The 25965-nt window shown below is 72.6% G+C and carries 31 protein-coding genes; 9 read left to right on the top strand and 22 right to left on the bottom strand.

The window, feature by feature from the left end; translation table 11 throughout:
- Nucleotides 1-43 precede the first annotated feature (43 nt).
- The 6 genes from E1J50_RS27990 to E1J50_RS08025 all read right to left on the bottom strand — a co-directional run bounded on the left by E1J50_RS27990 (nucleotide 44) and on the right by E1J50_RS08025 (nucleotide 4858).
- Nucleotides 44-661, bottom strand: coding sequence for a class I SAM-dependent DNA methyltransferase (locus tag E1J50_RS27990; protein WP_245516481.1), 618 nt, complete (start codon nucleotides 659-661; stop codon nucleotides 44-46).
- Entirely contained in the window at nucleotides 658-1395 is a 738-nt protein-coding gene (locus E1J50_RS27985; protein ID WP_132252267.1) for a PIG-L deacetylase family protein, read from the bottom strand. The genes E1J50_RS27990 and E1J50_RS27985 overlap by 4 nt, the downstream gene beginning before the upstream one ends.
- A complete protein-coding gene (locus tag E1J50_RS08040) occupies nucleotides 1395-2540 on the bottom strand; it encodes an acyl-CoA dehydrogenase family protein (protein ID WP_132252265.1) in 1146 nt (381 codons plus the stop codon). Before E1J50_RS08040 ends, E1J50_RS27985 begins: the two co-directional genes overlap by 1 nt.
- Before the next feature lie 32 nt (nucleotides 2541-2572).
- Nucleotides 2573-3715 (bottom strand): glycosyltransferase family 2 protein, encoded by a 1143-nt coding sequence (locus E1J50_RS08035; RefSeq protein WP_245516480.1) that lies wholly within the window; start codon nucleotides 3713-3715, stop codon nucleotides 2573-2575.
- A gap of 294 nt (nucleotides 3716-4009) precedes the next feature.
- Entirely contained in the window at nucleotides 4010-4492 is a 483-nt protein-coding gene (locus E1J50_RS08030) for a VOC family protein (protein ID WP_132252260.1), read from the bottom strand.
- 75 nt (nucleotides 4493-4567) lie between these two features.
- A complete protein-coding gene (locus E1J50_RS08025) occupies nucleotides 4568-4858 on the bottom strand; it encodes a DUF1330 domain-containing protein (RefSeq protein ID WP_132252258.1) in 291 nt (96 codons plus the stop codon).
- 240 nt (nucleotides 4859-5098) lie between these two features.
- On the opposite strand from E1J50_RS08025, the gene E1J50_RS08020 reads away from it, so the two are divergent.
- The 3 genes from E1J50_RS08020 to E1J50_RS27180 all read left to right on the top strand — a co-directional run bounded on the left by E1J50_RS08020 (nucleotide 5099) and on the right by E1J50_RS27180 (nucleotide 7038).
- Complete coding sequence (locus tag E1J50_RS08020; protein ID WP_132252256.1) at nucleotides 5099-5863, top strand: histidine phosphatase family protein; 765 nt, start codon at nucleotides 5099-5101, stop codon at nucleotides 5861-5863.
- Nucleotides 5860-6756, top strand: coding sequence for an NAD(P)H-hydrate dehydratase (locus E1J50_RS08015; RefSeq protein WP_132252254.1), 897 nt, complete (start codon nucleotides 5860-5862; stop codon nucleotides 6754-6756). The genes E1J50_RS08020 and E1J50_RS08015 overlap by 4 nt, the downstream gene beginning before the upstream one ends.
- A 114-nt stretch (nucleotides 6757-6870) precedes the next feature.
- Nucleotides 6871-7038, top strand: coding sequence for a hypothetical protein (locus tag E1J50_RS27180; RefSeq protein ID WP_165937816.1), 168 nt, complete (start codon nucleotides 6871-6873; stop codon nucleotides 7036-7038).
- A gap of 105 nt (nucleotides 7039-7143) precedes the next feature.
- On the opposite strand, the gene E1J50_RS08010 is transcribed toward E1J50_RS27180, so the two are convergent.
- The 3 genes from E1J50_RS08010 to E1J50_RS08000 form a co-directional block, all read right to left on the bottom strand.
- A complete protein-coding gene (locus tag E1J50_RS08010; protein ID WP_132252252.1) occupies nucleotides 7144-7521 on the bottom strand; it encodes a response regulator in 378 nt (125 codons plus the stop codon).
- A 76-nt stretch (nucleotides 7522-7597) separates the two neighbouring features.
- A complete protein-coding gene (locus E1J50_RS08005; RefSeq protein WP_132252250.1) occupies nucleotides 7598-8419 on the bottom strand; it encodes an alpha/beta fold hydrolase in 822 nt (273 codons plus the stop codon).
- Nucleotides 8420-8451: 32 nt separating this feature from the next.
- Nucleotides 8452-8721 carry a catalase family protein gene (locus E1J50_RS08000; protein ID WP_132252248.1) on the bottom strand — a complete coding sequence of 90 codons (270 nt, stop codon included), beginning with the start codon at nucleotides 8719-8721 and terminating at the stop codon, nucleotides 8452-8454.
- A gap of 401 nt (nucleotides 8722-9122) precedes the next feature.
- On the opposite strand from E1J50_RS08000, the gene E1J50_RS07995 reads away from it, so the two are divergent.
- Both E1J50_RS07995 and E1J50_RS07990 read left to right on the top strand, forming a co-directional pair.
- Complete coding sequence (locus E1J50_RS07995; protein ID WP_132252246.1) at nucleotides 9123-9923, top strand: SDR family NAD(P)-dependent oxidoreductase; 801 nt, start codon at nucleotides 9123-9125, stop codon at nucleotides 9921-9923.
- A gap of 58 nt (nucleotides 9924-9981) precedes the next feature.
- Nucleotides 9982-10443 (top strand): phospholipase A2 family protein, encoded by a 462-nt coding sequence (locus tag E1J50_RS07990; RefSeq protein ID WP_245516479.1) that lies wholly within the window; start codon nucleotides 9982-9984, stop codon nucleotides 10441-10443.
- 164 nt (nucleotides 10444-10607) lie between these two features.
- Here E1J50_RS07990 and E1J50_RS07985 read toward each other — a convergent pair whose 3' ends face one another.
- On the bottom strand, nucleotides 10608-10979 hold the full coding sequence (locus E1J50_RS07985) for a hypothetical protein (protein WP_245516478.1): 372 nt from the start codon (nucleotides 10977-10979) through the stop codon (nucleotides 10608-10610).
- 490 nt (nucleotides 10980-11469) lie between these two features.
- On the opposite strand from E1J50_RS07985, the gene E1J50_RS07980 reads away from it, so the two are divergent.
- Entirely contained in the window at nucleotides 11470-12222 is a 753-nt protein-coding gene (locus E1J50_RS07980; protein WP_245516477.1) for a TerC family protein, read from the top strand.
- A gap of 21 nt (nucleotides 12223-12243) precedes the next feature.
- Here E1J50_RS07980 and E1J50_RS07975 read toward each other — a convergent pair whose 3' ends face one another.
- From E1J50_RS07975 to E1J50_RS07965, 3 genes are all read right to left on the bottom strand, one after another.
- Nucleotides 12244-13770, bottom strand: a complete 1527-nt coding sequence (locus tag E1J50_RS07975; protein WP_132252242.1) for a tripartite tricarboxylate transporter permease — start codon at nucleotides 13768-13770, stop codon at nucleotides 12244-12246.
- A gap of 34 nt (nucleotides 13771-13804) precedes the next feature.
- A complete protein-coding gene (locus E1J50_RS07970) occupies nucleotides 13805-14320 on the bottom strand; it encodes a tripartite tricarboxylate transporter TctB family protein (RefSeq protein ID WP_132252240.1) in 516 nt (171 codons plus the stop codon).
- A 78-nt stretch (nucleotides 14321-14398) separates the two neighbouring features.
- Nucleotides 14399-15385: a Bug family tripartite tricarboxylate transporter substrate binding protein gene (locus E1J50_RS07965; protein ID WP_132252238.1), complete on the bottom strand. Its 987-nt coding sequence runs from the start codon at nucleotides 15383-15385 to the stop codon at nucleotides 14399-14401.
- 395 nt (nucleotides 15386-15780) lie between these two features.
- Between E1J50_RS07965 and E1J50_RS07960 the strand changes: the two genes are divergently transcribed.
- The 3 genes from E1J50_RS07960 to E1J50_RS07950 all read left to right on the top strand — a co-directional run bounded on the left by E1J50_RS07960 (nucleotide 15781) and on the right by E1J50_RS07950 (nucleotide 18888).
- Nucleotides 15781-16056 carry a DUF2312 domain-containing protein gene (locus tag E1J50_RS07960; RefSeq protein WP_132252236.1) on the top strand — a complete coding sequence of 92 codons (276 nt, stop codon included), beginning with the start codon at nucleotides 15781-15783 and terminating at the stop codon, nucleotides 16054-16056.
- Between the two features lie 452 nt (nucleotides 16057-16508).
- Nucleotides 16509-17882, top strand: a complete 1374-nt coding sequence (locus E1J50_RS07955) for an FAD/NAD(P)-binding protein (RefSeq protein WP_132252234.1) — start codon at nucleotides 16509-16511, stop codon at nucleotides 17880-17882.
- A gap of 49 nt (nucleotides 17883-17931) precedes the next feature.
- A complete protein-coding gene (locus E1J50_RS07950; protein WP_132252232.1) occupies nucleotides 17932-18888 on the top strand; it encodes an aliphatic sulfonate ABC transporter substrate-binding protein in 957 nt (318 codons plus the stop codon).
- 13 nt (nucleotides 18889-18901) lie between these two features.
- Here the strand turns inward: E1J50_RS07950 and E1J50_RS07945 are convergent, their stop codons facing one another.
- From E1J50_RS07945 to E1J50_RS07905, 9 genes are all read right to left on the bottom strand, one after another.
- On the bottom strand, nucleotides 18902-19594 hold the full coding sequence (locus E1J50_RS07945) for a response regulator transcription factor (protein WP_132252229.1): 693 nt from the start codon (nucleotides 19592-19594) through the stop codon (nucleotides 18902-18904).
- Entirely contained in the window at nucleotides 19591-20103 is a 513-nt protein-coding gene (locus E1J50_RS07940) for an MxaH protein (protein WP_132252227.1), read from the bottom strand. The genes E1J50_RS07945 and E1J50_RS07940 overlap by 4 nt, the downstream gene beginning before the upstream one ends.
- Nucleotides 20100-21044 (bottom strand): YncE family protein, encoded by a 945-nt coding sequence (locus tag E1J50_RS07935; RefSeq protein WP_132252225.1) that lies wholly within the window; start codon nucleotides 21042-21044, stop codon nucleotides 20100-20102. Before E1J50_RS07935 ends, E1J50_RS07940 begins: the two co-directional genes overlap by 4 nt.
- On the bottom strand, nucleotides 21041-21574 hold the full coding sequence (locus E1J50_RS07930) for an SRPBCC family protein (RefSeq protein ID WP_132252222.1): 534 nt from the start codon (nucleotides 21572-21574) through the stop codon (nucleotides 21041-21043). The genes E1J50_RS07935 and E1J50_RS07930 overlap by 4 nt, the downstream gene beginning before the upstream one ends.
- A 6-nt stretch (nucleotides 21575-21580) precedes the next feature.
- Entirely contained in the window at nucleotides 21581-22570 is a 990-nt protein-coding gene (locus tag E1J50_RS07925) for a vWA domain-containing protein (RefSeq protein WP_132252220.1), read from the bottom strand.
- Nucleotides 22567-23157, bottom strand: a complete 591-nt coding sequence (locus tag E1J50_RS07920) for an MxaK protein (RefSeq protein ID WP_245516476.1) — start codon at nucleotides 23155-23157, stop codon at nucleotides 22567-22569. The genes E1J50_RS07925 and E1J50_RS07920 overlap by 4 nt, the downstream gene beginning before the upstream one ends.
- Nucleotides 23154-24206, bottom strand: a complete 1053-nt coding sequence (locus E1J50_RS07915; protein WP_207919168.1) for a vWA domain-containing protein — start codon at nucleotides 24204-24206, stop codon at nucleotides 23154-23156. The genes E1J50_RS07920 and E1J50_RS07915 overlap by 4 nt, the downstream gene beginning before the upstream one ends.
- 341 nt (nucleotides 24207-24547) lie before the next feature.
- Nucleotides 24548-25108 (bottom strand): hypothetical protein, encoded by a 561-nt coding sequence (locus E1J50_RS28425; RefSeq protein ID WP_342635893.1) that lies wholly within the window; start codon nucleotides 25106-25108, stop codon nucleotides 24548-24550.
- Between the two features lie 5 nt (nucleotides 25109-25113).
- The gene (locus E1J50_RS07905; protein ID WP_132252218.1) at nucleotides 25114-25956 is read right to left on the bottom strand and encodes a DUF58 domain-containing protein; all 843 of its coding nucleotides are present in this window, start codon (nucleotides 25954-25956) and stop codon (nucleotides 25114-25116) included.
- Nucleotides 25957-25965: the final 9 nt, after the last annotated feature.

Below are 25965 nucleotides of genomic sequence, written 5' to 3'. Positions count from 1 at the left end.
CGCCGACAGGTGCGCGGCGGCTGCGCGGTGGATCGGGAGCCTTCTACCGACAGGCCGGATCAGGACGAGCCGGCGTGCGGCGGTCGCGAAGGACGTCGAGCCGGTACTCGGGCGTCCGCGCGTGCCGTGAGACGCCGAGGAATCCGGCCGCATTCCGGATGAAGGTCTCGGCTGCCTCGTCCCCCGTGAGCGGGTAATGCGTCCGACCCGTCCAATGCACCAGGAGGACGTCGCCGCCCGGCCGGAGGCAGTCCGCGATCCGGCCGGCCAAGCGCGCCACGTCGTCCGCATCGAGATAGTAGACGACCTCGGACAGGAGGATCAGATCGAACCGGCCCTCGGGCCAGCGTCCGGGCACCTGAACACACGCGAAGCGGACATGCGGGAGCGCGCGGCACCGCTCCCGGGCCTGCGCCAGGGCACGCTCTGCCACGTCGATGCCGACGAGCGCGTCGCATCGCCCGGCCAGCGCCTCGGTGAGCACGCCGATCGAGCAGCCCACTTCCAGAGCGGACCCGTAGCGCTGCCGCGGCAGGGCATCGAGCGTGGCCGCGTACTTCGCCCGCTCATACGCGCTCGTGGCGAATTGCCAGGGGTCGGGATCGCGCGCGTATCGCTCGTCGAAATAGCTCGGCGGCAGAGAGGCTTCGTGCCGGGTCACGGATGCACTTTCAGGAAGATCTCGAAGGGACGGGCGAAGCGCGCCAGCATGGCCGCGTCGAGGCGGAAGCCGTTGGGATCGTCGACGATCAGGTCGGTGGTCTGCGAGCGGTGGGCCGCGATGGCGGCAGCCTTCGCCGCGAGCTGCCCGGTCACGTCGAGGCGGACGCCGTCCGGGCCGGGGCCGACCTCGGTCTCCGCCGGCAACGACCAACCCCAGACCGGGTAGGCGAACAGGCGGACGCCTTCGAGGTGCCGCAGGGCGAGGCCCGCCAGGGCGGCGCAGGCTTGATGGTCGCAGTGCGGGTCGTGCGCCCAGGTCACGAACAGCGCCCCAGCCCCGCATTCGCGCGCGGCCGCGGCGATCGCACCTGCGGCAGCCTCCGCCTCCGGACCCGTCGACGGCACGGACCGGTCCGGAAGGCGCAGGAAGCGAACGTGTTCCGCGCCGAGCCCCAGGGCGCGCGCCGCAGCGAGCGTCTCCGCCTCGCGCAGGGCACGCAAGCGCGCGGGCGGATAGCTCGCCGAATTCGGGTGCGAGCCGACCCCGTCGCTCACGACGACCAGCCGCACCGGCCATCCTCGGGCACGCGATTGCGCGATCAAGCCGCCGCAGCCGAGGCTCTCGTCGTCCGGGTGGGGGGCGACCACGACGAGGCCGCGTCCCGCGGTGATCTCGCTCAATTCGGCATAGGGAAGCGCCTCCGCCGCGGAGAGGAGCGCGTCGGCCCGCATCACTCGGCGCTCCTCTCCCAGAGGTCGCCGGCCCGTCCGCCTGCCGCGAGGATCTCGCTGGCGGCCGTGGTGAGCGCGCGGTCCGGCGCGGGCTGGCGCAGGTAGGTGGCGAGGTCGCGGGAGAGCCGCTCCAGTGGGTGGCCGCGGAGGAAGCCCTGCAGGCCGACCGATCGCTGGGCGAGCTGCAGCACATCGAGACCGGCCCGTTCGACGGCGAGCCGGGCGAGATTCACGTAGGCGACGACGCGCTCCGGCTCGAGCGTCGCGCCGGTGGCGATTTCCGCCGCCCGCATGACCCATAGCCGCGCGCTCTCGACGGCGATGGCGCCGTCGCCGAGCCGCGCGAGCTGATGCGGGTCGCTCCCGCGCCCCGACGCCGCGAGATGCGCGCGCCAAGCGTCGAACACCGCCTCGATGCCACCCGATTGCACCGCCGCGAACCGCCACGCACCGCCCGAGAAGGCGGGTTGCCGGTGATAATCGTCGGGGCCGCCGAGGAGATCGTCGCCCGCGACCGGGAGGCCGGTGAAGTCGACGGTGCCCGTGGCCGAGGCCCGCATGCCCTGCGCCCGCCATGCCGACAGATCCGCCCGCTCGCCCGGTGCGAGCGGGAGGACGAGCATCAGGGGATCGCCCTGCCCGGCCCGCCGCGCCGTCACCAGCGCACGCGTGACGAAGCCGGCGCCGGAGGCGAAGGTCTTCACACCGCGAAGGGTGGGACCGGCCGCCTCGTCGAGGGTGAGACCGCCTTCCGGCGGCTCGGTGTTCCAGACGCCGAACAGGTGGCCGCCGCTCGCATCGGCGAACAGGCGCGCGCGCTGGCTTGCATGGCCGTACCGGGCGACGAGCTGGATCGCGTTGACGTGGCCCTCGTAGAGCCGCCCGAGCGCGAGGCTGCCGTAGCCGACGAGCCGCAGCACCTGCGCGAGCTTGGACGAGCCCGGCTCCTCGCCGAGGCCGGCGCCGCCCTCCGCGGCGGGAACCGGCGCTGCCAGCAGCCCGAGACGCGCGAGGTCCGAGACGTCGGCGGCCGGGAAGCCGTCGTCGCGATCCTCGGCATCCGCGCGCGCCGCGGCCGTCTCCGCGACCGCTCGCGCGGCCGCGAGCGCGTCGTAGGCGAGGTCGAGGGGTGTCCTCCGGTCCATTTCCCTGCCTCCGTCAGGCCGCCTGCGCCGTGTCAGGCATTGCCGGGACGCTCCATCGGCGGCTGGCCGTGTGCTGCCACCGGTGCGGCGAGCCGAGGCACCCTGGGACGGACGCGGCGACGGGCAAGGGCGCGAAGCAGGCTCAGCGCCGCGCGCGCCGACCGGATCTGCGCGGGAAGCTCGGCCGGCAGCAGCGGCCTGTAGGCCAGGGAGGGACTTGCCGCCTCGACGGCCGCGAGCCGGGCGCCGGGGCCGGGCAGGCAGGCGATGCTGTGCGCGAGATCGTCCGGGATGCCCAGCCACGGTGCCCACAGACGGGTGCGGTCGAAGCGCCCGGCCGCGTTCAGCCGCCGCAGGCGGCGTCGCCAGGCGAAGCGGAAAAGGGCTCGTGGCAACGGCTCCAGGCGGACATCGCACGGGCTCTCCGGCACCTCGCACCGCAGCTTCATCGTGTCGGCGGCCCCGCCCGGCGCGCGCCCGTCGAGCCGGCCGGAGGTGACGACGGTCACCTGCGGATCGTGGCGGACCCGCGCGTCGCTCGTCAGGAGCGAGGAGACGAAGGCCCGGTCCTCGCCGATCGCCAGGGGCGGCATGCCCCCGACCTGCCGGTAGGCCGCGAGGCGAACGGCGAGCGAGGCGCCCGAGGTGGTCCAGTGCCGCGGCCAGGGATCGTGCGGGAGAGGGTCGATCCGCGCCTCGATCTCGGTGAGGAGGGCCTCATAGGTGCCCTCCAGCCGTCCCCGTGCGTGCAGCGCCGCCGGCAGCCGCGCCGCCTCGTCCGCGTCGAGGGCGATCCGGCCCGCCACGGCGTCGACCCCGTCGGTGATGGCGGCGAGGTTCCTGGCGACCCAGTCGGCGGGCACCCGGCTGTCCGCGTCGGTGGTCAGGATCACCCCGTCCGGTGCGTCGCCCTCCTCGAGCCACAATGCCGCGGCCTCCATCGCCTCGCGCCGGGCCCAGCCTGCATTCGCCTGCGCGAATGCGCGCTCGACCACGCGGACGGGCATGCGCAGGGAGGGCCGCAGGGAGGCGACCACCCAAGCCGTGCCGTCGCTGCAATTGTTGAGGCACAGCACCACGCCGAGGCCGCCCGCCCCGATCCCCTCCTGGGCGGCGAGCGCCCCGAGGCAGGCTCCGATCCGCTCGGCCTCGTTGCGCACCGGGATGGCCACCACGGCCCGGAGCCTACGGCGTTCCGCGTCGGCCTCGCACCAGGATGCGGTTCGGTCTACTCCCAGCGACATCAGCCCCCCCGCACGAGCCGGAAGGCGATTGCCGGCAAGCGCGGCGACAACAAGTTGCCGACAATTAAGTTCTGCAATTGCTAGTTGATGCGCCAACGTGGCGCAGCGGATGGGACGCGCCATGGCCTCGCCGTGTCGGACGGCCCGGATCCGATCGCGGGATCTTCGGCGGCGACGCTTCCTTCGCGCCGCGTGGCGGCTTCCCGGGCGCCGCACGTCGAGGGATCAGGACGCGCCGGCGGCCGCGCGCTCCAGGGCTGCGAGGTCGAGCTTCACCATCCCCTGCATGGCCTCGAAGACCCGGGCGGCAACGGCGGGATCCGGGTCGGCCAGAAGACGCGGCAGGGCTTCGGGAAAGATCTGCCAGGGCACGCCCCAGCGGTCACGCAACCAGCCGCACATGATCTCCGCGCCGCCGTCCGAGGTCAGCGCCGCCCAGAGGCGGTCGATCTCCGCCTGATCCGAGCACGAGACGGCGATCGAGGCTGCCGTGCCGTAATCCGCCGGCACGCCGCCGTTCAGCGCCTGGAAGCTCTGCCCACCGAGCGTGAAGGTGAGCAGGATCGCGTCGCCCGGCTCTCCGCCCGGCCAGGGTCCCGGCGCGTGCAGCGTCCGTTCGAGACGAGAATCGGGCACGAGCGAGACGTAGAACTGAACGGCCGCCTCAGCATCACGCGCGAACCAGAGGCAGGTGCTCACATTCGGCATCGAAGGTCTCCATCCTGATCGGCCGAAACGGAAGCCGCGCGAGGCGCGGGCTCTTCCGCAGCCTCGCGCGCCGTCTCACGCGGCCTCGACGATGCGGATGTCGCGCTCGGCTCCGCCGGCGAGCAAGGCCAGCGCATCCTGATAGGCCGGACTATCGTGCGCGGCGCGCGCCTGCTCCACGCTGTCGAACTCGATGAGGACGACGCGCTGCTGCTGGCCGGATTCGTAGACCTGGGCCGGCAACCCGCGCGCGAGGATGCGGCCACCGGCAGCGGCGATCGCCGGGCCGCTCCGCTGGGCGTAGGCGGCCAAGGCATCGGGGTTGCTGACGGACCGGTAGGTGGCGACCCAATAGGCTTTGGCCAACGTGACTGTCTCCTCGTGTCGGATCCGACGTCGCAGGCAGGGCGAACCGGAGGGTTCGGCCTCGCGCCGCTCGGCGCGGGGGCCAACCTCGGCTTCCGGGCGCGATCACGCAAGGTCTCCGCGTGGCCGCCCTGCGGCAAGGGGGAACCTCGATCACCTCCGCCGCGCCGACTTCGTCGACGGCGGCGAACCCGCGCGCGCCGCGAACGTTAGCGCCTGCACCGGGAGAGGACACCTTGGATGCAGCAACGCTGGCCGAGCCGGATCTGGATCGTCCGCCACGGCGAGAGTGCCGGCAACGTCGCCCGCAACGCGGCGCACGGGGCGGGCCTCTCGCGGATCGAGATCGCCGAACGCGATGTCGACGTCGCTCTCAGTTCGCGCGGCGAGCAGCAGGCCCTGGCGCTCGGGCGCTGGTTCGCCGCCATGCCCTCCGGCGAGCGCCCTGAGGTCGTGCTGACCTCGCCCTACCGGCGCGCACAGGGCACGGCGGCTCTCATCCGGCGGGCGGGCGGCCTCGCCGACGGCGCGGGCGAACCCATCATCGACGAGCGCCTTCGCGAGAAGGAACTGGGGATCCTCGACCGCCTCACGCATGCGGGCGTGGCGGAACTGCATCCCGATCAGGCCGAGATGCGCGCCCGCCTCGGCAAGTTCTATCACCGCCCGCCCTCCGGCGAGAGTTGGTGCGACGTCATCCTGCGCCTCAGGAGCGCCCTCGACACCGTCTCCCTGCATCATGGCGGGCAGCGGGTGCTGGTGGTCGCCCATCAGGTCGTGGTGCTGTGCCTGCGCTACCTCCTCGAGACCATGACCGAGGCGGAGATCCTGGGCATCGACGCGCAGGCCGAAGTCGCGAATTGCTCCGTGACGGAATACGCGTTCACGCCGCGGGAGGGCACCACCGGCGGGTTGAGCCTCGTGCGCTACAATTTCGTCGCGCCGGTCGCGCGGGGCGGTGCCCCCGTGACGGTCGAGCCGGACGCGGAGGCCGCCGTGCGATGACGGAGCAGCACCTGACCCTCGACGGGCTCCGGGCCCGGCCGCTCCCGATGCCGCAGGACGGCAGCAAGGAGCAGCGCGGCACCGTCCTCGTGCTCGGCGGATCCGTCGAAGTTCCCGGAGCCGCGCTCCTCGCCGGCGTCGCGGCCCTGCGGGCGGGAGCCGGACGATTGCGGATCGCGACCGTCCGAAGCGTGGCGATGGCCATGGCCCTCGCGGTGCCCGAGGCCCGGCTCATCGGGCTCGCCGAGACCGAGAACGGAGAGGTGGACCCGGCCGAGGCGGGACGGCGCGTTCCGGCGCTGGCGGAGGCTTGCGATGCGGTTCTGATCGGCCCCGGCCTGAGCGCCGGCGAGGCCACGGACGCGCTCACCCTCTCGCTCCTGCAGGGACGGCCTTCGCCATCTTTCGTGCTCGATGCGGGGGCCGTCTGCGGTCTCGGTGCCGCCGCCGATTCGGTTCGGCCCTGCGGCAGCCGCGTGGTGATCACGCCCCATGCGGGCGAGATGGCGAAACTCCTGCGGATCGACCGGGACGCGGTCGAGGCGGATCCGCTCGCGGCAGCGCTGAAGGCGGTCGATCTGCTCGGATGCGTCGTGATCATGAAGGGCGCGAAGAGCTGGATCGTGAACCCGGCCGGCGAGCGATGGCTCTACGAGGGCGGCGGCGTCGGGCTGGCGACGTCGGGTTCCGGTGACGCGCTGTCCGGCATCCTCGCGGGCCTCCTGGCGCGGGGCGTCGACGCGATGACGGCCGCGCTCTGGGGTGTCTGCCTGCATGGCGAGGCGGGGCGTCGGCTGGCTGCCCGCGTCGGGCCGATCGGCTTCCTGGCCCGCGAGATCGCGGAGGAGGTTCCAGCCCTCCTGCGGGACGCGACACAGGGTTCCTTGCCCTGAACCCGATCCCGGCGCGGCCTGCGGAGGAGAGCCGCGGCGCGCGTTCTCGGTAGGCGCCGGGGAACATCGCCAGGATGTGGGCGGTTCTCCCAACCCTGAACGAGGGAGCGCAGCATGACGAGCGCAGAGCCCACGAAACCCGGAGACGAGGCTCAACCCGGAACACCGGGCACGGGCGAGAATCTGTGCCCGCGCTGCGCGGGGTCGGGCCAGTTCGAGGCGAAGACCTGCCCGGATTGCAACGGCACCGGAAAGGTCGTCACCGGCATCGGCGGAGGCTGATCGCCGACGCCCCCGTTCCCGACGACGCTTCGGGCCCGAGCCGGCACGGTCCCGCCGGTCCGGGGCACCTCGGCGGCTCGGCCTGCCCGCGCGAGACGGCCCCGATCAGCGACCTGTGAGGCGCCGCAGCGTCGGCACGAGGTTTGCCACCACATTCGGCTTGAGGATGAACTCGGCGCCCTCCGGGAGGGGGCCGGATGTCGGATCGGAATGTCCCGACATCAGCACGACGGGGAGATCCGGCCGGAGGCCGCGTGCCCTCTGCGCCAGTTCCCAGCCGTCGATCCCACCCGGAACATGGGCATCCGTGACGAGCGCCGACGCCGCGACGGATTCGAGCAGGTGCAACGCCTGATCGGTCGTCTCCGCCTCCACGACCGAGAAGCCGGCCTCGCGCAGCAATCCCGACATCGCTGCCCGCTCGTCGGGCTCTTCCTCGACCAGGATCACCGTCGCGCCGTCCTGCTCAGCCGCTGCGTTCACCGCGTTCGCCTCCCGTGCACGTGTCAGATGACGTGAACCGCGCGACCGGCCGTCCGGTTCAGCCCTTAAGCCCGGTTCAGGCCCTCAGGAAGGCGAGGAGATCCGCGTTCAGCCGGTCCTTGTGGGTGAAGGGAACGGCGTGCGGTGCGCCCTCGTAGACCACGAGCTGCGCACCCGGGATCGCGGCGGCCGCGGCCTTGCCGCTGACCTCGAACGGCACGGTCTGATCCGCGTCGCCGTGAATCACGAGGGTGGGCACGCGGAAAGCCGCCAGGTCGCGGCGGAAATCCGTCCAGCCGAAGGCCCGCACGCAATCGACCGTGGCCTTGGGCGAGGCCAGCATGGCGAGGTTGCCGGTCCAGGCGATCAACTCGGTGGAGGCGGGCGAGCTGAACATGCCGACCCCGAAGAAGGTCTTGGCGAAATTCGCCAGGAAGTTCGGCCGGTCCTTCTCGAGGCCGGCGATCATGCCCTCGAACACGCCCGGGTCGATGCCGTCGGGATGGTCGGGGGTTCTCGCCAACATCGGGGTCACGGCGGAGACGAGCACCACCCGCGAGACCCGTGCGCCGCCGTGGCGCGACAGGTAGCGGGCGATCTCGCCACCGCCCATGGAGAAGCCGACGAGGGTCGCATCCCGGAGATCGAGCCCGTCGAGGACCGCCTTCAGGTCGTCGGCGAAAGTGTCGTAATCGTACCCGGTCCAGGGCTGGTCGGAGCGTCCGAAGCCGCGCCGGTCGTAGGCGATCGTGCGGAAGCCCGCCTGCGTCACGGCGGGCTGCTGGTACTCCCACATGTCCGCATCGAGGGGCCAGCCGTGAAGGAACACGACCGGCCGCCCGCTGCCCCAATCCTTGTAGAACAGGCGCGTGGCATCCGAGGTCTCGATGAAGGGCATGTCCGGTCCTGGTCCTGGAGGTTGAGACGGCATCAGCCGGTGGCGGGGAGAGGTTCAGGCCGGGACCTGATCGCCATCCCGCGATACGGGGACACGCTGTCCTTGAGGGACTCGCCCGGCCCCTGCGCAAAGCGGACGACCACCGGATGGTTGCCCGGCGCGGCAATCAGCCCCTGGCGCAGATCCGGAAGGACCTGCCCTTGCCCCACGGCGACACCGCTGACCCTGGCGCGCAAGGCCCGGACAGCGTGGTGATCGCGGTTCGCGGGCGTCACCCTCTCCCGCGTCATCGACGCGATCATCTCCTCGATGGTCTCGGCCTCGTCGGGTGCGGCCGTCTCGGTGCCGCCGTAATGCCGGATGGGTCTTCGAGCTTCGGGCGCCGGTCATCGGGCACTTCCCTGAACAGGCAGCCTCGGCCCACAGGCTTCTCGAGGGGAATGGAATTCGGAACCGGGTTGCCGAGGGTTTGGCCCGAAGGCCGGGCGGATCCCGGGCGGTCGTCGGGCGGCCGCCCGGGATCGGTCGCGAAGCGCGCTCCGGGCAATTCTCCGAGGCCGGTTGCGTTCCCCTGCGACCGGCCGGGACTGCCCGCTGGATCGCTAGCCCTGCGTGCAGCGGCGCGCTCCCCTGCACCCACCAGCCCCTGGGAGCGGGAACCTCGGGGGGTGCGATCGGTTGGCCGCAGCAACCGGAGACCGTGATGCCCGAGAATTCCGCCCGCCCGTTCTCCGTCGTCACCGGCGGTTCGAACGGCATCGGCTTCGAGCTCGCCCGCACCTTCGTCGAGAACGGCTACGACGTGCTCATCGCCGCCGAGACGGCCGGCCACCTCGCCGAAGCCGCGGGTCGCCTGTCGCGCGGAGGGGCCGCCGTGCTCACGCACGCCGCCGACCTCTCGCGCGAGGAGGGTGTCGACGAGCTCTATCGGGCGATCCGCGAGAGCGGCCGGCCCGTCGACGTGCTCTGCGTGAATGCGGGCACCGGCCTCGGCGGCCCCTTCTCCGAGACCGACCTGCGGCGCGAATTGCGAATGATCGATCTCAACGTCCGCGGCGCCGTCCAGCTCACCAAGCTCGTGCTCGCGGATATGGTCGCGCGCGACAGCGGCAAGCTGCTCTTCACCTCCTCGATCTCGGCGGCGATGCCGGACCCGTACGAGGCGGTCTACGGCGCCACCAAGGTCTTCCTGCGCTGGTTCGGCGAGGCGCTGCGCGACGAATTGCGGGACACCGGCATCGACGTGACCGTCCTGATGCCCGGCCCGACCGAGACGAACTTCTTCAACCGGGCCGAGATGCTCGACACGAAGGTCGGCGCCTCGCGGAGCAAGGACGACCCGGCCGAGGTCGCCAGGGCGGCCTTCGCGGCGCTCCAGGCCGGCCGGGACAAGGTCGTGCCCACCCTGACGAACAGGGTGCTCAGCGCCGTGACCGGCGCGCTGCCCGACACGGTGGCGGCGCGGCTCCACCGCAAGATGGCCGAGCCGGGCTCCGCCGGCTGAGCCGCGGGCGCCCGAGCCCGATCGAACGACTCCCGCAACGCACCTGACGCGAGGCCCCATGAACCGATACGCGATCTCCCTCCTGCTGGCCCTCGGCGCTGCGGCGCCGACCCTGGCCCAAGCCGCGCCGGCGGGCCGGGCACCGGCTCTCCTCCTGCACGGGAATTACTGCGGCCCCGGCAATAACGGGCCGCTCCCGCCGATCGACGCCCTCGACGCGGCCTGCGCGCGCCACGACGCCTGCACGCCCGATCAGGGACTGCCGTCGCGCGCCTGCAACGCGCGGCTCCAGCACGAGGCCGAGGCGATCTCGCGCGACCCGCGCGAGCCCGAGGATCTCCGCACCCTGGCCGGCCTCGCGGCCCTCGGCGCCGGTCTCATGCCGGCGGAGCAACGGCTCGCGGCCGGGCCGGCCGTCACGCCCGTGACGGGCGGGATCGAGCAGGACACGCTCGCTCCGCGCCGGCTCGTGCCGGTGCCCGACGCGACCGACGATCAGGACGAGGCGGACGACGAGTAGGCTCGGCCGGTTCCGGCAAGCCGGCTCTGCAGGAAGGCCCGGAGCGGACATCCCGCTCCGGGCCTTTCGCATGAACGATCCGGATCGCCGCTCCGCAGACGGCACACACAAAAACGGCGGGGCTCGCGCCCCGCCGCTTCATCGAACCGGTGCTGCGGTCCGTCTCAATAGGCGGTGTAGGCCGGGGTGCCGTTGCGGCCGTACTGCGCCGGACGGTCGAACGCGTCGGCGGCGCCGTAGCGGGCGGAGGTGTCGACACGGCGCGGAGCGACCGAGCCCGTCACGATGTCGCCGGCCGCGCCCACGGTGCCGCCGACGACGCCACCCACGGCGCCGGTCACGCCGCCGACTACGTTGCCGACGCCGCCGATGAGGCCGCCGCGCGGGCCGACCGGGTCGATATGGGCGCCCCACACGTTCAGCGTGCCGTCACGGTTGTAGCTGGCGCTGTCCGGGTTGAAGGTCTGGGCGAAGCTCGGCGACGCGGCGAGGCCGAGAGCCAGGGCGGCAGCGGCGATCTTGATGCGATGGGTCATGATCGATCCTCATTCTGTGTGAGCGGGCCTCGGACGATCCCGGCAGCACCGTGCTGCCCGTGTCGTCGCCTTGTAGGTCGGCCGCTCGACTGCGATGGGTATCGATCTGGTGAGGATCTCGGCATCGACAATACCGCCTTTGTCGCAGTGCAGTATAATAATAATGCCAGATTTTGCCGAATTGGCAGCACTTTCATGCCGCGACACCTGCGCGAGGCGATTTCTCTCTTGTGCGTCAGTGGGTTTCCTGCCGCGAGGCGACACCTGTGCGTGCGGTGCACCATCGCACATGGGCGAGCGCGGCGCGTCGGGAACCCCGCGCCTATCGCCGATCGGGCCGCTGTCGCCCGTGACCGAAGGGCGGGAGTGTCGCGCGAGCGGCGTCATGCGCGATTTCGCAGCTCGGTCTCTTGGCATACAGAACCGGAGCGGCGCCGCGCGCCGATCACGCCGTTGCGTCAGCCAGGCGCGGACCCGAGGGACGTCCATCGTGGATCACTACCTGTCATCCTCCTTCCTGCTGTCCCTGCTCCAGATCGTCTGGATCGACATCATCCTGTCCGGCGACAACGCGGTGGTGATCGCCCTCGCCTGCCGCGGCCTGCCGGAGCGGCAGCGGCGGATCGGCGTGTTCCTGGGCGCGCTGGCGGCGGCGCTGCTGCGCATCGTCTTCGCCGTGATCATCTCGTACCTGCTCGCCGTCCCGCTCCTCAAGGTCGTCGGCGCGCTCATCCTCCTGCACATCGCGGTCAAGCTCGTGCGCGGCGAGGAGGAGGGCGAGGGTGCGATCAAGGAGCATTCGAGCCTGCCGAAGGCGATCTGGACCATCGTCGTGGCCGACGCCGTGATGAGCTTCGACAACGTCGTCGCCGTCGCGGGCGCCGCGAAGGGCCACGACGAACTCTTCATCATCGGCCTCGCCCTCTCGGTCCCCCTCCTCGTCGTCGGCGCGAGCCTGATCACCCGGCTGATCGACCGTTTCCCGGTCCTGATCTGGTTCGGCGGCGGCCTGCTCGGCTGGGTGGCCGGCGAGATGATCGCCTCGGACCGGCTCGTCCAGGAGCACCTCGTCGAGGCGCTGCCCGCCTCGCTGCAGGGCGGGGTCCATTACGCGGTCGCCGCGCTCGGGGCCGCCTTCGTCGTCTGTGTCGGTGCGCTCCTCAAGAGCCGGAGCGACCGGGAGATCGCGCAGGAGCAGGCCGAGGCGGTCGGCAAGGCCGAGGCCGACGTGCTGGGGGGTTGAGGGGCCGTCGGCGCCCCACCCTCAGGGCGCCAGCGGCGCCTCCCGTCCCAGGCCGATCTTGCGCGCGACGAGCCTGCGGATATCGCCCAGCGGCCCCCAGAACAGGAGCAGCAGGGCGAGGATCATCAGCGTCGAGACGAGGCCGTTCGAGAAGAACACCGACAGGTCGCCGCCGGACCCGAGCAGGGCCTGACGGAAGGCATCCTCGGCGCGGTCCCCGAGCACGAGCGCGAGGACGAGCGGCGCGAGCGGATAGTCGAGCTTCTTGAACACGTAGCCGACGATGCCGAAGGCCAGCATCAGCCAGATGTCGAAGCGTGACGACTCGACCGTGAAGGCGCCGATGGCGCAGACGACGAGGATGATCGGCGCGACGAGGGCGAACGGGATGCGCATGATCGCGGCGAAGACGGGCACCGTGGCGAGCACGATCAGCAGGCCCGCGACGTTGCCGAGATACATCGAGGCGATCAGACCCCAGACGAACTCCTTCTTCTCGACGAACAGCAGGGGTCCGGGCTGGAGGCCCCAGATCATCAGGCCCCCGAGCAGGACCGCTGCGGTGGCCGAGCCCGGTATCCCGAGCGCCAGCATCGGCAGGAGGGCGGAGGTGCCGGCCGCGTGGGCGGCGGTCTCGGGGGCGAGGACGCCCTCGACCTCGCCGCGACCGAAGGCGTCGGGCCTGCGCGAGAAGCGCTTGGCGAGCCCGTAGCCCATGAACGAGGCCGCGATCGCCCCGCCCGGCGTCACCCCCATCCACATGCCCACGACCGAGGAGCGGATCAGCGTCGCCCAGTAGCGCGGCAGCGTGGCCCAGGTCCGCAGGACGACGGCGAGATCGATGGCGGCGCGCTTGCCCTTGAAATGCAGCCCCTCCTCGATGGTGAGCAGGATCTCCGACACGCCGAACAGGCCGATCACCACGACGAGGAAGTCGAAGCCCTTCATCAGTTCGGGCGAGCCGAAGGTCAGGCGCAGGTCGCCCGAGATGGTGTCGAGCCCCACCGCCGCGAGGAGGAATCCGAGGGCGAGGGAGGCGACGATCTTGGCCTTGTTCTCCCGCCCCATCCCGATGAACGAGCAGAAGGTGAGGAAGAACACGCCGAAGAACTCGGCCGGCCCGAAGCGCAGGGCGAACTTGGCGACGAGCGGCGCCACGAAGGTGATGAGCACCACGCCCGAGAGCGCGCCGATGAAGGAGGCGGTGAAGGCCGCCGTCAGCGCCTCTCCGGCCCGGCCCTGCTGGGCCATCGGATAGCCGTCGAAGGTCGTGGCCACCGACCACGCCTCCCCGGGGATGTTGAACAGGATCGACGTGATGGCGCCGCCGAACAGCGCGCCCCAGTAGATCGACGAGAGCAGGATGATCGCCGAGGTCGGGTCCATCCCGAAGGTGAGCGGCAGGAGGATGGCGACGCCGTTCGGTCCGCCGAGGCCGGGCAGCACGCCGACCACGATGCCGAGCAGCACGCCGACCACCATGAACAGCACGTTCTGCCACGTCAGTGCGACCTGGAAGCCCAGGAGGAGCTGGTTGAGGTCGTCCATCGCTGATCCTTCGTGGATGCCGCCGACGTGGCGCTCAGTAGCCGAGCATGGCCTCGATCGGCCCCTTCGGCAGGGGGACCCGGAATTGCAGCTCGAACACCCAGAAGATGATGAGCGGCGTGAGCACGGCCGCGAGCACCGTCTGCCACCACCGGAACGAGCCCAGCATCACCATGAACAGCACCAGGAACAGGGCCGAGGCGACGTAGATGCCGACGAAGGCGATCGCGAGCACGTAGAGGAAGAGCGGCACGAAGACCTGCGCCACGAGGCGCAGCTGCCCGTAGGTGACGAAGACGCTCTCCTCGCGGCGCAGGGCGCTCCACAGGGTCGCGACGGCGGCGATCGCCAGGATCCAGGCCACGCGGGCGGGGAAGAAGCCGTTCTCCGGGCCGTTGTCCCAGCCGGCGCCGCGGCCGTAGGAATCCCAGAGGGCGAGCGCCGACACGCCGAGCAGGAGGAGGGAGACCAGGGTCTCGACGAGCCGTCGCGAGATGCCGCGCTCGGAGGCCGGAGGAGAATCGTCCGCCGGGTGGGAAACGTCCGCCATGAGAGCTCTTCCGCTGATCGATCGTCCGCGCAAGGGAGCGGCGGGCCCGTCGCCGGACAGGCCCCGCCGGGAGCGTCGCTAGTTCGTCGCGATGAAGCCCGCCTTGGTCATCAGCTCCTTGTGCTTGCGCTCGTCCTCCGTGAGGAAGTCGACGAAGGCCTGGCCCGAGCGGAAATCGGGCACCAGGGCGTTGCGCTCAAGATACGCCTTCCAGTCGGGCGTCTCGGCGACCTTGCGGAACAGGTCGACGTAGTAGGCCTGCTGCTCGGGCGTGACCTTGCCCGGCATGAACATGCCGCGCAGCATCTGGTAGGTGACGTTGAGGCCCTGGGACGGACAGGTCGGGATATCGGACCACGCCATGTCGGCCGTCACCTTCTGGGTGTACTCCATCGGCTTCGGCGAGAAGGCGCAGAGGGGCTTCACGGCGCCGGAGCGCCAGTTGGCGACCTCCTCGGCCGGGTTGTTCACGTTCGCGTCGATGTGGCCGCCGGCGAGCTGCACCGAGGCCGGGCCGCCCCCCTGGTAGGGCACGTAGGTGATCTTGACCCCCGCCGTCTGCTCCATCGTCACGGAGATGAGATGGTCCTCGCGCTTGGAGCCGTTGCCCCCCGTCTTGAGGGGCGGGGCCGCCGCCTTGGCGGCGTCGAGGAAGTCCTTGGCGGTCTTGTAGGGCTTCGCCGAATTGACCCAGAGCACGAACTCGTCCTGCGCCATCATCGCGACGGGGGTGAAGTCCTTCCAGCTCACGGGAAGCTTGGTGGCCAGCGGCGTCATGTAGATGCCGCTCGACGTGGTGATGAGCTTGTGCGGGTCGCCGGCCGATTTCTGGATGTCGAGCATCGCCTCGCCGCCGGCCGCGGCGGGCTTGTTCACGATGATGATCGGCTGCTTGACGAGGTTGTTCTTCTGGATCGCGCCCTGGATCGTCCGCGCCATCTGGTCGGACGAGCCGCCGGGCGGGAAGGGCACGATGATCTCGATCGGCTTGGTCGGCTCCCAGGCATGGGCCGAGGCAACAGGCAGCATCGCGGCCGCGATCGCGACCTTCACGGCGAGTCTCATGGCATTTCCTCTCGAAGTGCTCTTGGCGGCACCGTAACCGTCCTGGATGCTCGACGATCGTCCCGGCCCACCCAGCGCCCCTTCAATCGAGCTGTCTGCGCAGACGGCACTTCGAGCGGCCATCCCGTCGCGTGAACAGGCAATCGTCAGACCTTCATCGGGTGCTGCCGAGGCGTTTGCCCGCCGGACTTCTGAACTCTGAATTATATGCAGTAGACACGCAAGCGCCCCGTCACGCTCCCGCGCCGCGGGCGGGCGCTTTTCCCGCCCCGAGAGCGCAGCCAGGGCACGGTCGCGGACCGAGGGGAAGCCGGCGGGCCGACATCGCGCCGCCTTAACCCCGCGCTTACCCTCTTGGCCGAGGTTGCCCGTCCTGAACCGAGGAAGGAGCCACCATGGCGGACGACACGATCGGCATCGCGGGCGACCGCATCCGCTCCATCGTGGAGCGGATCGAGAAGGTCGAGGAGGAGATCAAGGATCTCATGGAGGCCAAGAAGGAGATCTTCCTGGAGGCCAAGAGCGAGGGTCTCGACGTGAAGATCCTCAAGGAGATCATCAAGCTGCGCAAGCAGGACAAGGACGAGCGCGACGAGCACGAGACCCTGCTCGAGGTCTACCTCCGCGCGATGGATGCGCCCTCCCCCGCCCCGGTGGCGCAGGCGGCCTGAGGCGGGGGCCGGATCGGCGGCCCCGTCCGCGCGCCGGGCGGCGCTGCTCGCTCGGGATGCATGAACGATCGACGTGAGACCTCCGCGTGCGCCGCCTGCGCATCAGCGCCCGGCGCGCGCGGAGCGGGTGGCTCCTCCGCGCCAGCCCTATCAGGCCAAGATGTTCTTTTCAACGAACGGCTGCCGAAGAGAATTTCCTTCGCGGCAGCTTCGGGTGCGCGGCCGTAGCGGTCTCATAAACCATTGCTCCGCTCTCGCGACGACACGAGTGGTTGGCGCGCACGCCCTCCCCCGAAACCACCGAGCCTTGTTCTTTTAAACGAACGTCGTTAGCGTGCCGCCACGAGTTTGCCGGCCACGGCTCTCGTGGTGGCCCGGGGCCGCGGGCGGGTCGAGGCCCGCTCTCCCCGAACCATCGCGCCTGTGGGCCGGCCCGCGAGGGACGAGCCACGATGACCGCGATCGACCACGCCCTTCCCATCGCCGTGATCGGTGCCGGATTCAGCGGCACGATGGCGGCGATCCAGCTTCTCGCCACGCTGCCGAGGAGCCGGCCGGTGCTGCTCTGCGAGCGAGCGGACGCGTTCGGGCGCGGTCTCGCCTACGCGACGCGGGCGCCGGCCCACCTCCTCAACCTGCGCGCCGCCAACATGAGCGCCTTCTCCGACAGGCCGCACCATTTCGAGGCTTGGCTCGCCGAAGAAGGAGCCGAGGGCGTGCGGCGCACGCCGGCCGGCACCTTCGCGCCGCGCGGGGTCTACGGGCGCTATCTCTCCGAGTTGCTGCGCCAAGCGTTGACGGCCGACGGTCTGCCGCGCCTGCGCCTCGTCAACGACGCGGTCACCGATCTCGAGCCGTCGGGTGGCGGCTTCGTCCTGCGCACCGAGGGCGGGCAGGCGCACCCCGTCGCCGGAGCCGTGCTCGCTGCCGGCAACCTCGCGGGCCCCGGCGAGCCGGCAAGCCGCCACCGGGTCGATCCCTGGCAGCCGGAGCGCTTCGGCCGGCTGCATCCGCACCTGCCCGTCCTCATCGTCGGGACGGGCCTCACCATGGTCGATACCGTGGCGACGCTGCGCGGCCAGGGATTCTCGGGGCACATCGTGGCGGTCTCGCGCCGGGGCCTCCTGCCGAACGTGCACGAGCCGGCCGAGGCGTGGCCGGCACCGAACCTGACGACCGGGGACCTCGCCTCCCTCTCGGCGCTCGTCGGCCGGATCCGGCGCGAGGTCGCCTCTGCCCGCGCGGCGGGCGTTGACTGGCGCGGCGTCGTCGACGGGCTGCGCCCCGTCACCGACTTCATCTGGCGCAGCCTGCCGGCGCCGGAGCGCGACCGCTTCCTGCGCCACCTGCGGCCTTTCTGGGACGTGCACCGGCACCGCACGGCGCCCCCCGCCGCGCAGGCGATCGACGAGGAGATCGCCCGGGGCAGCCTCACGGTGCTCGCCGGGCGGATCCGCGCGATCGCCGACGAGGAGGCGCACGCCGTCGTGACGCTGCTGCCCCGCGGCGAGGAGCAGCCGCGCGACCTCGAGGTCCAGTGCATCCTCGACGCGACCGGCATCGGCCGCGTCTCCGAGACCCAGGACCCGTTGCTGCGCCGTCTGATGGCCCGTGGCCTCGTCCGGCCGGGCCCGTTCGGTCTCGGGCTCGATGCCGGGCCCGATTACCGCGCCCTCGGCACGCGGGGCGGCGGGCGCCTCTGGACGCTCGGGCCGCTGCTCCGCGGCGTGTTGTGGGAGTGCATCGCGGTGCCCGACATCCGCAACCAAGCCGCCGAGGTCGCGGACCTCGTGGCCATGGACCTCGAGCGGGCCGAAGCCGCCTGAACCCCCTCCACCGAGCCGGCCGCTCGGCCAACGACGAGACAACGACACGATGAGCCACCGCATCACCCGATTCCTCGCCTGCCTCCTCGGCTGCCTCAGCCTCGCCGGGGCGGCCGCCGCGGCGGAGCCCTCCGCCCTCCGGATCGGCTATCAGAAATCGTCCACGCTGATCGCCCTGCTGCGCCGGAACGGCGACCTCGAGAAGGCGCTGGAGCCGCTCAAGGTCACCGTCTCGTGGCACGAATTCACGAGCGGCCTGCCGATCATGGAGGCGCTGAACGCCGGCAGCATCGACGTCTCGGCGGACGTGGCCGACACGGTCCCCGTCTTCGCGCAGGCGGCGCAGGCCCGCATCACCTATCTCGCCGAGGAGACGCCCTCGCCCACCGCCCAGGCGATCCTCGTGCCCGCGGATTCGCCGCTGCGCAGCGTCGCCGACCTGAAGGGTCGGAAGGTGGCCGTCACCAAGGGGGCGGGCAGCCACTACCTCCTGCTGGCGGCCCTCGGCAGCGAGAGCCTGCCCTTCAAGAGCATCGCGCCGGCCTACCTCACGCCCGCGGACGGGCGCAGCGCGCTCGCCTCCGGCAGCGTCGATGCCTGGGTGGCCTGGGACCCCTTCCTCTCGGCGGCGCAGGCGCAGACCGGAGCCCGGATCCTGCGCGACGGGACCGGCCTGTCCCTCTACAAGCGCTACTACCTCGCCTCCGACGCCTATGCGGGCGCACATCCGGACGTGCTGTCCGTCGTCTTCGAGAAGCTGCGCGAGACCGGAGCCTGGGTGAAGGCGAACCCGGATGCGGCCGCTGCCGAGCTCTCGAAGCTCTGGAAGATCGAGCCCGAGATCGTGCGGCAGGCCAACGACCGGCGCTCCTACCGGGTGGAGCGCGTGACCCGCGAGGGATTGGCCGAGCAGCAGAAGATCGCCGACGCCTTCCGGGCGGAAGGGCTTCTGCCGCGCGCCGTCGACACCTCGGCGCTCGGGTTGTGGGAGCCGCCGGCCCGCTGAGGCCGAGCGTCGCTCAGCGGAGCGATCGTGCCGTCCGGCGCCCCTCGTCGCCCATCATCTGGGCGCCGACCCGCCTCAGATCGAGGATGGTCTCGAGGGCGATCCCGATCAGCTCGGCCTGGCTCGAGACCCGGAACTTGCCCCGCAGGGTCGCGCAGGCACTGACGACGCTGCGGTAGCCGATGGTCAGGATGTCGGCGATGCCCTGGTAGGTCTTGCCCTCGCCGAGCAGGATCAGGATCTGGATCTCGCGCGCCGTGAGGTCGGACAGGGGCGCCCGGCAGCGGGAGGCGTCGAGCAGCGCGAGGTCCCGCGCGAGCGCGTGGGGCAGGTAGTTGCGGCCGCCGAGAACCGCCTCGAACGCCTCGATGAAGGCGGGGGCCGGCATGTCCTTGAGGGCGTAGCCGGTGGCGCCGCTCTGCAGGGTCCGCGAGACGATGACGGGGTCGCGGCTCGCGCTGAAGGCGAGGATGCGGGCCTGCGGCTCCAGCGCCCGCATCCGGCGGATGAGCGAGAGGCCGGCGAGCCCGCTGCCGCGGAAGGCGAGATCCACCACCGAGACCTGCGGCCGGATCCGGTGGAACAGCCGGTATCCGGAGACGGGGTCGCTCGCCTCGAAGATCATCTCGACGCCGGCATCCTCGACCATGCGCCGGAAGCCCTGGAGCACGATCGGGTGGTCGTCGACGATCAGGACCCCGGTCATCGGGTCCCGTCCTGCGCGGCGTAGCGCTCGGCGAGCCGCGCCAGCGCCGCCTCCCGGCCGAGCCCGGCCCGCCGCACGGTGACGTAGTGCTGGCACATCTCGCCGTAGAGCCGCCGCCGGCCGCTCGCCGCCGCGACACCGGTGAGCCCGGCGACGAGGCTCGCGGGCTCCTCGGTCTCGCCGATCTCGGCGAGCATCGTCTCGAGCTGCGCCGTGCGGTTGGCGATCATGCGGCGGTCCTCCACGAAATGCGGCTTCGCCTCGTCGAGGGCCTTCCGCAGGCCCGCCAGCTCGGACGCGTCGGGCCGTCCCTCGCCCCCCGCGGCGCGCCGGGCGAGCCAGAGGGCCGGCTCGGTCCGGTCGGTCGGCGCGAGCCACGCCGTCTCCGGCCGGCCGGACTCCTCCGGCGTCGCCACCACGGCATCGGGCTCCCGCTCGGGATCCTCGCCCCTGCCGCAGGCGGCCAGCAGCGCGACAACCCCGATAAGCCCTGCGGCGCGCCGCCTCAACGGTCCGCCTCCCCGCGGCCCCGGAGGGGCACGGCGACGACGGCGCGCGGCCCGTCCGGCACCGGGCGGCGCTCGATCTCCCGGAGCCCTGCGAGGTCGATGATCGAGACGTCGTTCGAGAACCAGTTTGCCACGTAGGCGCGGTCCCCCGCCAGCGCCACGCCTTCGGGATAGCGCCCGACCGGGATCTGCGCACGCGGGACGAGATCGCGGCCGAGCACGGAGACGCTGCCCGATTCCTGGTTCGTGACGAGGATCAGGCCGCCGTCGCGGCTCGTCGCGACGCCGTAGGGGCTGCGGCCGGACGGCACCGTGGCGAGCACGAGGAGCCCGCGCGCATCGATCACCGTGAGGTCGTTGCTGCGGACGTTGCCGACATAGAGCCGGTCCCCGTCCGGCGACAGCGCGAGGGCGAAGGGCGCGCGGCCGACGGGCAGGCGCGCCCGCAGCGCCATCGTGTCGGCGTCGAGGATGGAGACCGAATCGCCGCCGCGCTCGGCCACGAAGACGCGGGCCTCGCCGTCGAGCACGATCCCCGCGGGCTCGCGCCCGACGGGGGCGGCGGCCTCGACGCTGCCGGTGCGGGCGTCGATCCGGCTCACCGTGCCCGCCTGCCAGTCGCCCACGAAGAGGCGGCGCCCATCGGCGGAGGCCGCGATGCCGAAGGGCTGGCCGCGGAACGGCAGGGCGCGCCGGTCCCCTCCGCCCGGCACCACGACGGTGATCCTGCCCGCCTCCGGATGCGTGAGGAAGAGCGTGCCGTCCGCCGTCGCCGCGAGCCCGGCGGGGCCGGAGCCGAGGCGCAGCCCCACCACTGCCGGTCCGTCGAGCCGCGTCAGGGCGCCCGCCTCCTGGCTCGCCACGTAGATCGCGGGCTCGGCGCGGCCCCCCTGCCCGAGGCCGAGCGCGAGGATCGCCGCCGCTGCGAGGGCTCTGATCACGGAGCAGGTTTCCCCTCGACCTTCGCCTTCAGGCCCTTGAGCCCGTCCGCGAAATAGCGGTTCATCGCGGTGCGGCCGGCCTCGTCGCTCAGCGCATCCGGCGGCTCGTTGCCGGTATCGCCGCGGTAGAACCGGCCAATCCACGAGACCGTCGCGCCCGCTCCGTCCGGTACCACCGTCACGGTGGCTGAGTAGGACGAGACGGGGAGCGCCTTCAGGTCCGGCTCGCCCATGCGGTAGGAATAGGTCATCCCATCCGCCTTCCACTCGTCGAGGCTCTCCTGCAGCGTGCCGCCGCTCCGGAGGGTGAGCGTGCGGGTCGCGCCCTCCCCGTTGCCGCCGCTGCCCTCGCCCCTGGCCACGTCCGGGTGCCAGGTGCCGATGCCGGCGAAATCGCCGAGCACCGCCCAGACGGCCGCGGGACTCGCCGCGACGGCGATGGATTGCTGGATCTTCTGGGGCGTCGGGCCGTGGGCGAGGGCCGCGTTCGCGGCGAGGGCGAGGAGGAACGTGGCGAGGAACATCCGCATGCGGGATCAAGCCTTTCGGAGGGTGAGGCGCCCGCCGCGGGCGCGCAGCGGTCCGGCCGCATGGGCCGCGAGCACGAGGAGGAGGGCCGCCGCGCCGAGGACGGGCCGCAGGTCGAGCCGCCCGGGTACGGGGCGCGGCGTTGCGGCGGCGGAGAGCGGCGCGGCGAGAGAATCCGGCCCGTCAAGATGCGCGTAGGCGAGGCCCGTGCGCGCGGCGAGGTCCTTCAGGTGCGCCTCGCGCAGGGCGGAGAGGTGCTCGGTACCCCGCGCCGCCGAGCTGCCGAAGGGCGCGTTGCGCGGGTTGTAGCCCTCGCGCGATTCCGCGTCGGCAGGGGCCGGGCCGAACCGGTTCTCCTGCTGCACGTCGGTCTCGGCGTAGAAGCCGACCTCGCGGCCGCGATCGTTGAATTTCGGGATCGGCGAGAGGGCGTAGCCGCCGGCCCCGACGATGAGGCCGCGCACGGCACCGACGCGCCCGTCGAAGGGCGGCGTGCCCGTGGCGGGGAGAGGCGGCGCCTCCTGCCCGTCCGTCACGAAGACGAGGTCGGCGTCGAGCTCGGCCGCCATCGCGACGGCGCGGTAGAGGCCGGCGGACACCCGGCTGTCCGCCTCCCAGGCCATGCGCCAGTCGAGGGCGGCGATCGCGCCGTCGAGGGGCGCGAACTCGGCGCAGACCTCGACGGGCTCGAACAGGAGGAAGGGGCGCCTCTCCGTGAAGAGGCCGAGCGCCACCTGCGAGCCGCAGGGCAGCCCGGCGACGAGGCGGCGAAGCGCGGCCTTCGCCGCCTCGAGCCGGCTCTGGGGCCGCCGCTCCGCCGCGTAGTCGCGCACGTTCATGCTGCCCGTGATGTCGACGACGGCGAGCAGCCGGACCCCGTCGCGGGAGAGCCGCAGCGGCGGCACGAGGAAGGTGGCGAGCACGAGGAGGCCGGCGGCCGCGAGAGCCCGGAAGCGCCACCCGCCGAGATTCCTGCGCCAGGGCAGGCCGAGCCTCATGGCGCCCCCCGCGGCTGGCCGGGAATGTCGGTCCAGAGCTTCTTCGGCTCCGCCTTCATCTCGTCGCCGATCTGGCGGTCGAATTCGGGGAAGTCGCGGATCAGGCGCGAGGCCACGTCGAGGTTGAACTTCGCGTCCCAGAAATCCGGCCGCACTTGCAGGGCGCGCCGGTAATCCTGGCGGGCGAGGTTGATCAGGGGGCCTGCCGGGTCGAGCTCGCCGCGCTCGATATGCGCGAAGGCGCGCCGCAGCCGGGCATTGGCGAGGGCGTAGCGGGCCCGGGCGACGAGGGCCGGCTCGGCCTCGCTCGCGAGCGCGTCGATCAGGCCCTCGGCTTCCTCCGTCCCGCCGCGGCGGGCGAGGAGCAGGATGCGGGCGAGGAGGAGCGGCGCGGGCGCGTCGGCGGCGACGGGCAGGTCGCGCCCGGCCTCGATCGCGGTAATGCCGGCATTCGCCCGCTCCATCCGCCACGCCGCGATTCCGGCCGCGAGCGCGCCGGCGAGGAGCAGGACCGGCAGGGCGGCGAGGATCGGGGATTTGGCGCGGGCCATTGCGGCCGCGAGCACCGGGGCGAGGCGTCGGGTCATGCGGCGATCCTCCGCTCCGGTGCGCGCGTCGCGGCGGGAGCCGGGGCGCGGCCGAGATCCGCTTCCGCGAGTTTGCCCAGGATCAGGAGAACCAGGCCGAGGAGCGCGGCGGCGTAGGCGGCGCCGGTCAGGTCGCGGCGCGGGCGACGCTCGATGTAGGGGATCGGGTCGCGCTCCAGCCCCTCGATCTGGCGGATCGCGGCGGCGACCGCCTCCGGCCCCTCCGCCTCGAAGGCGCGGTAGGGCGCGCCGAGGCTCTTGAAGAACAGGTCGAGGTGGCGCTCGGGCGCGGCCTGCGGCGTGTCCTCGCCCGCCGGCCGGTCGGCGATGCCGGGCGAGCCCTTCGTGCGCAGGAACAGCCAGTAGAGGTTCGGGCGGACCTTGGCGAAGGCGGCGCGCAGCGCGTCCTGCACCCGCGGATCGATCACCGCCGCACCGTCCGAGACGAGGAGCAGCACCCTCGAAGCGGTGCCCGGACCGCTCCCGAACTGCGCGAGCGCCAGGGCGAGGCCGCGGCCGACATTCGTGTAGTCGAGGCCGGGCCGGTCGATGGCGCGGATCGCGGCGCGCACCGCCTCGTGGCGGTCGGTCATCGGCAGGACGAGCATCGGCGCGGTCGAGAAGCCCGTCACCGCGAAGAGGTCGTGCGCCCGGCTGCCCACGAAATCGCCGAGGATCCGGCGGGAGGCGGCGGCCTTCGATTCCTCCGCGCCCGAGGGTTGGCGCCCGGCGAAGGTCTCGTTCATGCTGCCCGAGCGGTCGATCAGCATCGAGATCTCGGCGCCGATGCCGGTGCGCGTCACTTCGGCACCGTTCCGGTAGGGGCCGGCGAGGCCGACGACGAGGCCGGCGAGGGCGAGGCAGGCCGCCGCCCGCAACGCCCCGTCGAGCGCGCGCGAGAGCGGGTCGGCGGGCACGGCGGAAAGGCTCGGCAGGGGCGTGCGCCGCCGGGGCGCCGCGACGAGGGGCAGGAGCGCCAGCGGCAGCAGCCAGAGGAGCGCCGGCCGCTCCGCGCCGCAGCGCGCGATCAGGTCGAGGACCGCGCTCACGCCGCCCGCTCCGCCGCCGCGAGGCGCCGCGCCGTCGCCGAGACCTCGGCGAGCGGCAGGCGCGCCCGGGCGGCCTCGGTCGCGCCGCCGAAGAAGGCGAGGCGCGACGCCGCGAAGAAGCGGTCGAGCCCCTCTTCCTGCCCCCGGAAGGCTTCGTGGCGGGCGAGGAAGGCCGGCAGGTCGTCGGCGAGCAGCCGCTGCCCGGCCGCCGCGTCGAGGCCGCGATGCAGCGCGGTGAGGCCCTCACGGTAGGTCTCGTCGGTCTGCGGCCCCCGCGCCAGGGCCGCGAGGCGCCGCGCGGGCCGCGCGAAGGCGCGGGCGGGCCGGGCCCGGAAGGGCCATCAGGCCCGGTCGCGGGCGAGCAGGCCGAGGGCCGCGAGCGCCAGGGAAGCGAGCGCGAGGCTCGCATCCCGCATCGGCTCGGGCCGGAGGCGCGGCCCGCGCCCGTCCGGCCGCAGGTCATCGGCCGGGTCGGCGCGGCGCGGCGGCTGGACTTCCCGCAGGGGCGAGACGCCGAGGCTCCAGCCCGGCACCTCGACGCGCGCTGTGGTGGCGCCGTGCGGGCGCTCGCTCGCGAGCACCAGGGCGAAGCCCGGCACCTCGAGGCTGCGGGCGTCGAGGGCGGCGTAGAAGGTCTGGTAGGTCAGGCGCAGGCGGTGGCGCGTGCCCGCCGTCTCCTCCTCGACCGCCCGCAGGTCGAGCCAGTAGGTCACCGGGCCGGGGCTCGGCAGGGAGGCGGCCTGCAGGGCGAAGCCCGGCTCCGCCTCGATCTCCACGGTGACGGGCACGAGGTCGCCGAGGAAGTGGCCGAAGGGGCGCGGCGTGCGCACCTCGACGCTCCGCACCTGGGCGATGGCCGGGGCGGCGGCGAGGCAGGCGATCAGGCAGAGGACGCGGCGCACGCGCTTCAGGCTCCGAGGAGGTGCCGGCTCAGCGCCTCCGGATCGAACCGGTCGGCGAGGCGGAAGGGCTCGCGCCCGTTTCGGCGGGCGAGCCGGGCGAGGCGGGCCATGCGCTCGCCCTCCTGCGCCAGCCAGCGGCGGCGCAGCGCGGGGCGCATGAGGACGAGGCGGCTTCCCGCCCCTTCGAGATCCTCGAGCTCCAAGAGGCCCCATTCCGGCAGGGCCTCGGTCTCGCGGCTGTCGGCGAGGAGCACGGGCACCACGTCGTGGAAGCTGAGGCTCGCGAAGACCTGCTCCAAGAGCGCCTCGGGCCAGCGGAAATCCGAGATCAGGAAGACGAGCTTCGGCCGGCCGGCGATGCGGGCCGCCGCCGCGAGGAGCCCGGCGGCGCTGCGCCCCGTAGGGCGCGCCTGCCCGATGCGCACGGCAGCCTCCGCGGCGCTCGCCCGGCGCCGCGTCGCGATGAGCGACAGATCCTCGCGGATCCCGGCATCGCAGGCGATCAGTCCGAACCCGTCTCCGATGCGGGTGGCGGAGGCCGCGAGCCCCTGGCAGAGGGCTCCGACGAGCGCCATCCGGTCGGCCGCACCGGAGAAGCGCATCGAGGCCGAGAGATCGACGAGCGCCCAGACCTCCACGGCCATCCGCGCCTCGAACCGGCGCACGTGCACGCCCTCGAAGGGGTCGCGCAGCGTCGCGCGCAGGTCGATGCGGCGGGCGTCCGGCAGGCGCAGGAAGGACACCTGGTCCTTGAAGGAGCCGAGCCCTCCGGTCTCGCGGGCCCGGTGCGCCCCGGCCCGGGGCCCGCGGGCGCGCCAGCGCGGCAGGTAGACGATGTCGGCGCTCATGGGTCCCGC

The organism is Methylobacterium segetis, from assembly GCF_004348265.1.
GTDB lineage: Bacteria > Pseudomonadota > Alphaproteobacteria > Rhizobiales > Beijerinckiaceae > Methylobacterium > Methylobacterium segetis.
This window is presented reverse-complemented; position numbering and strand designations above follow the sequence as displayed.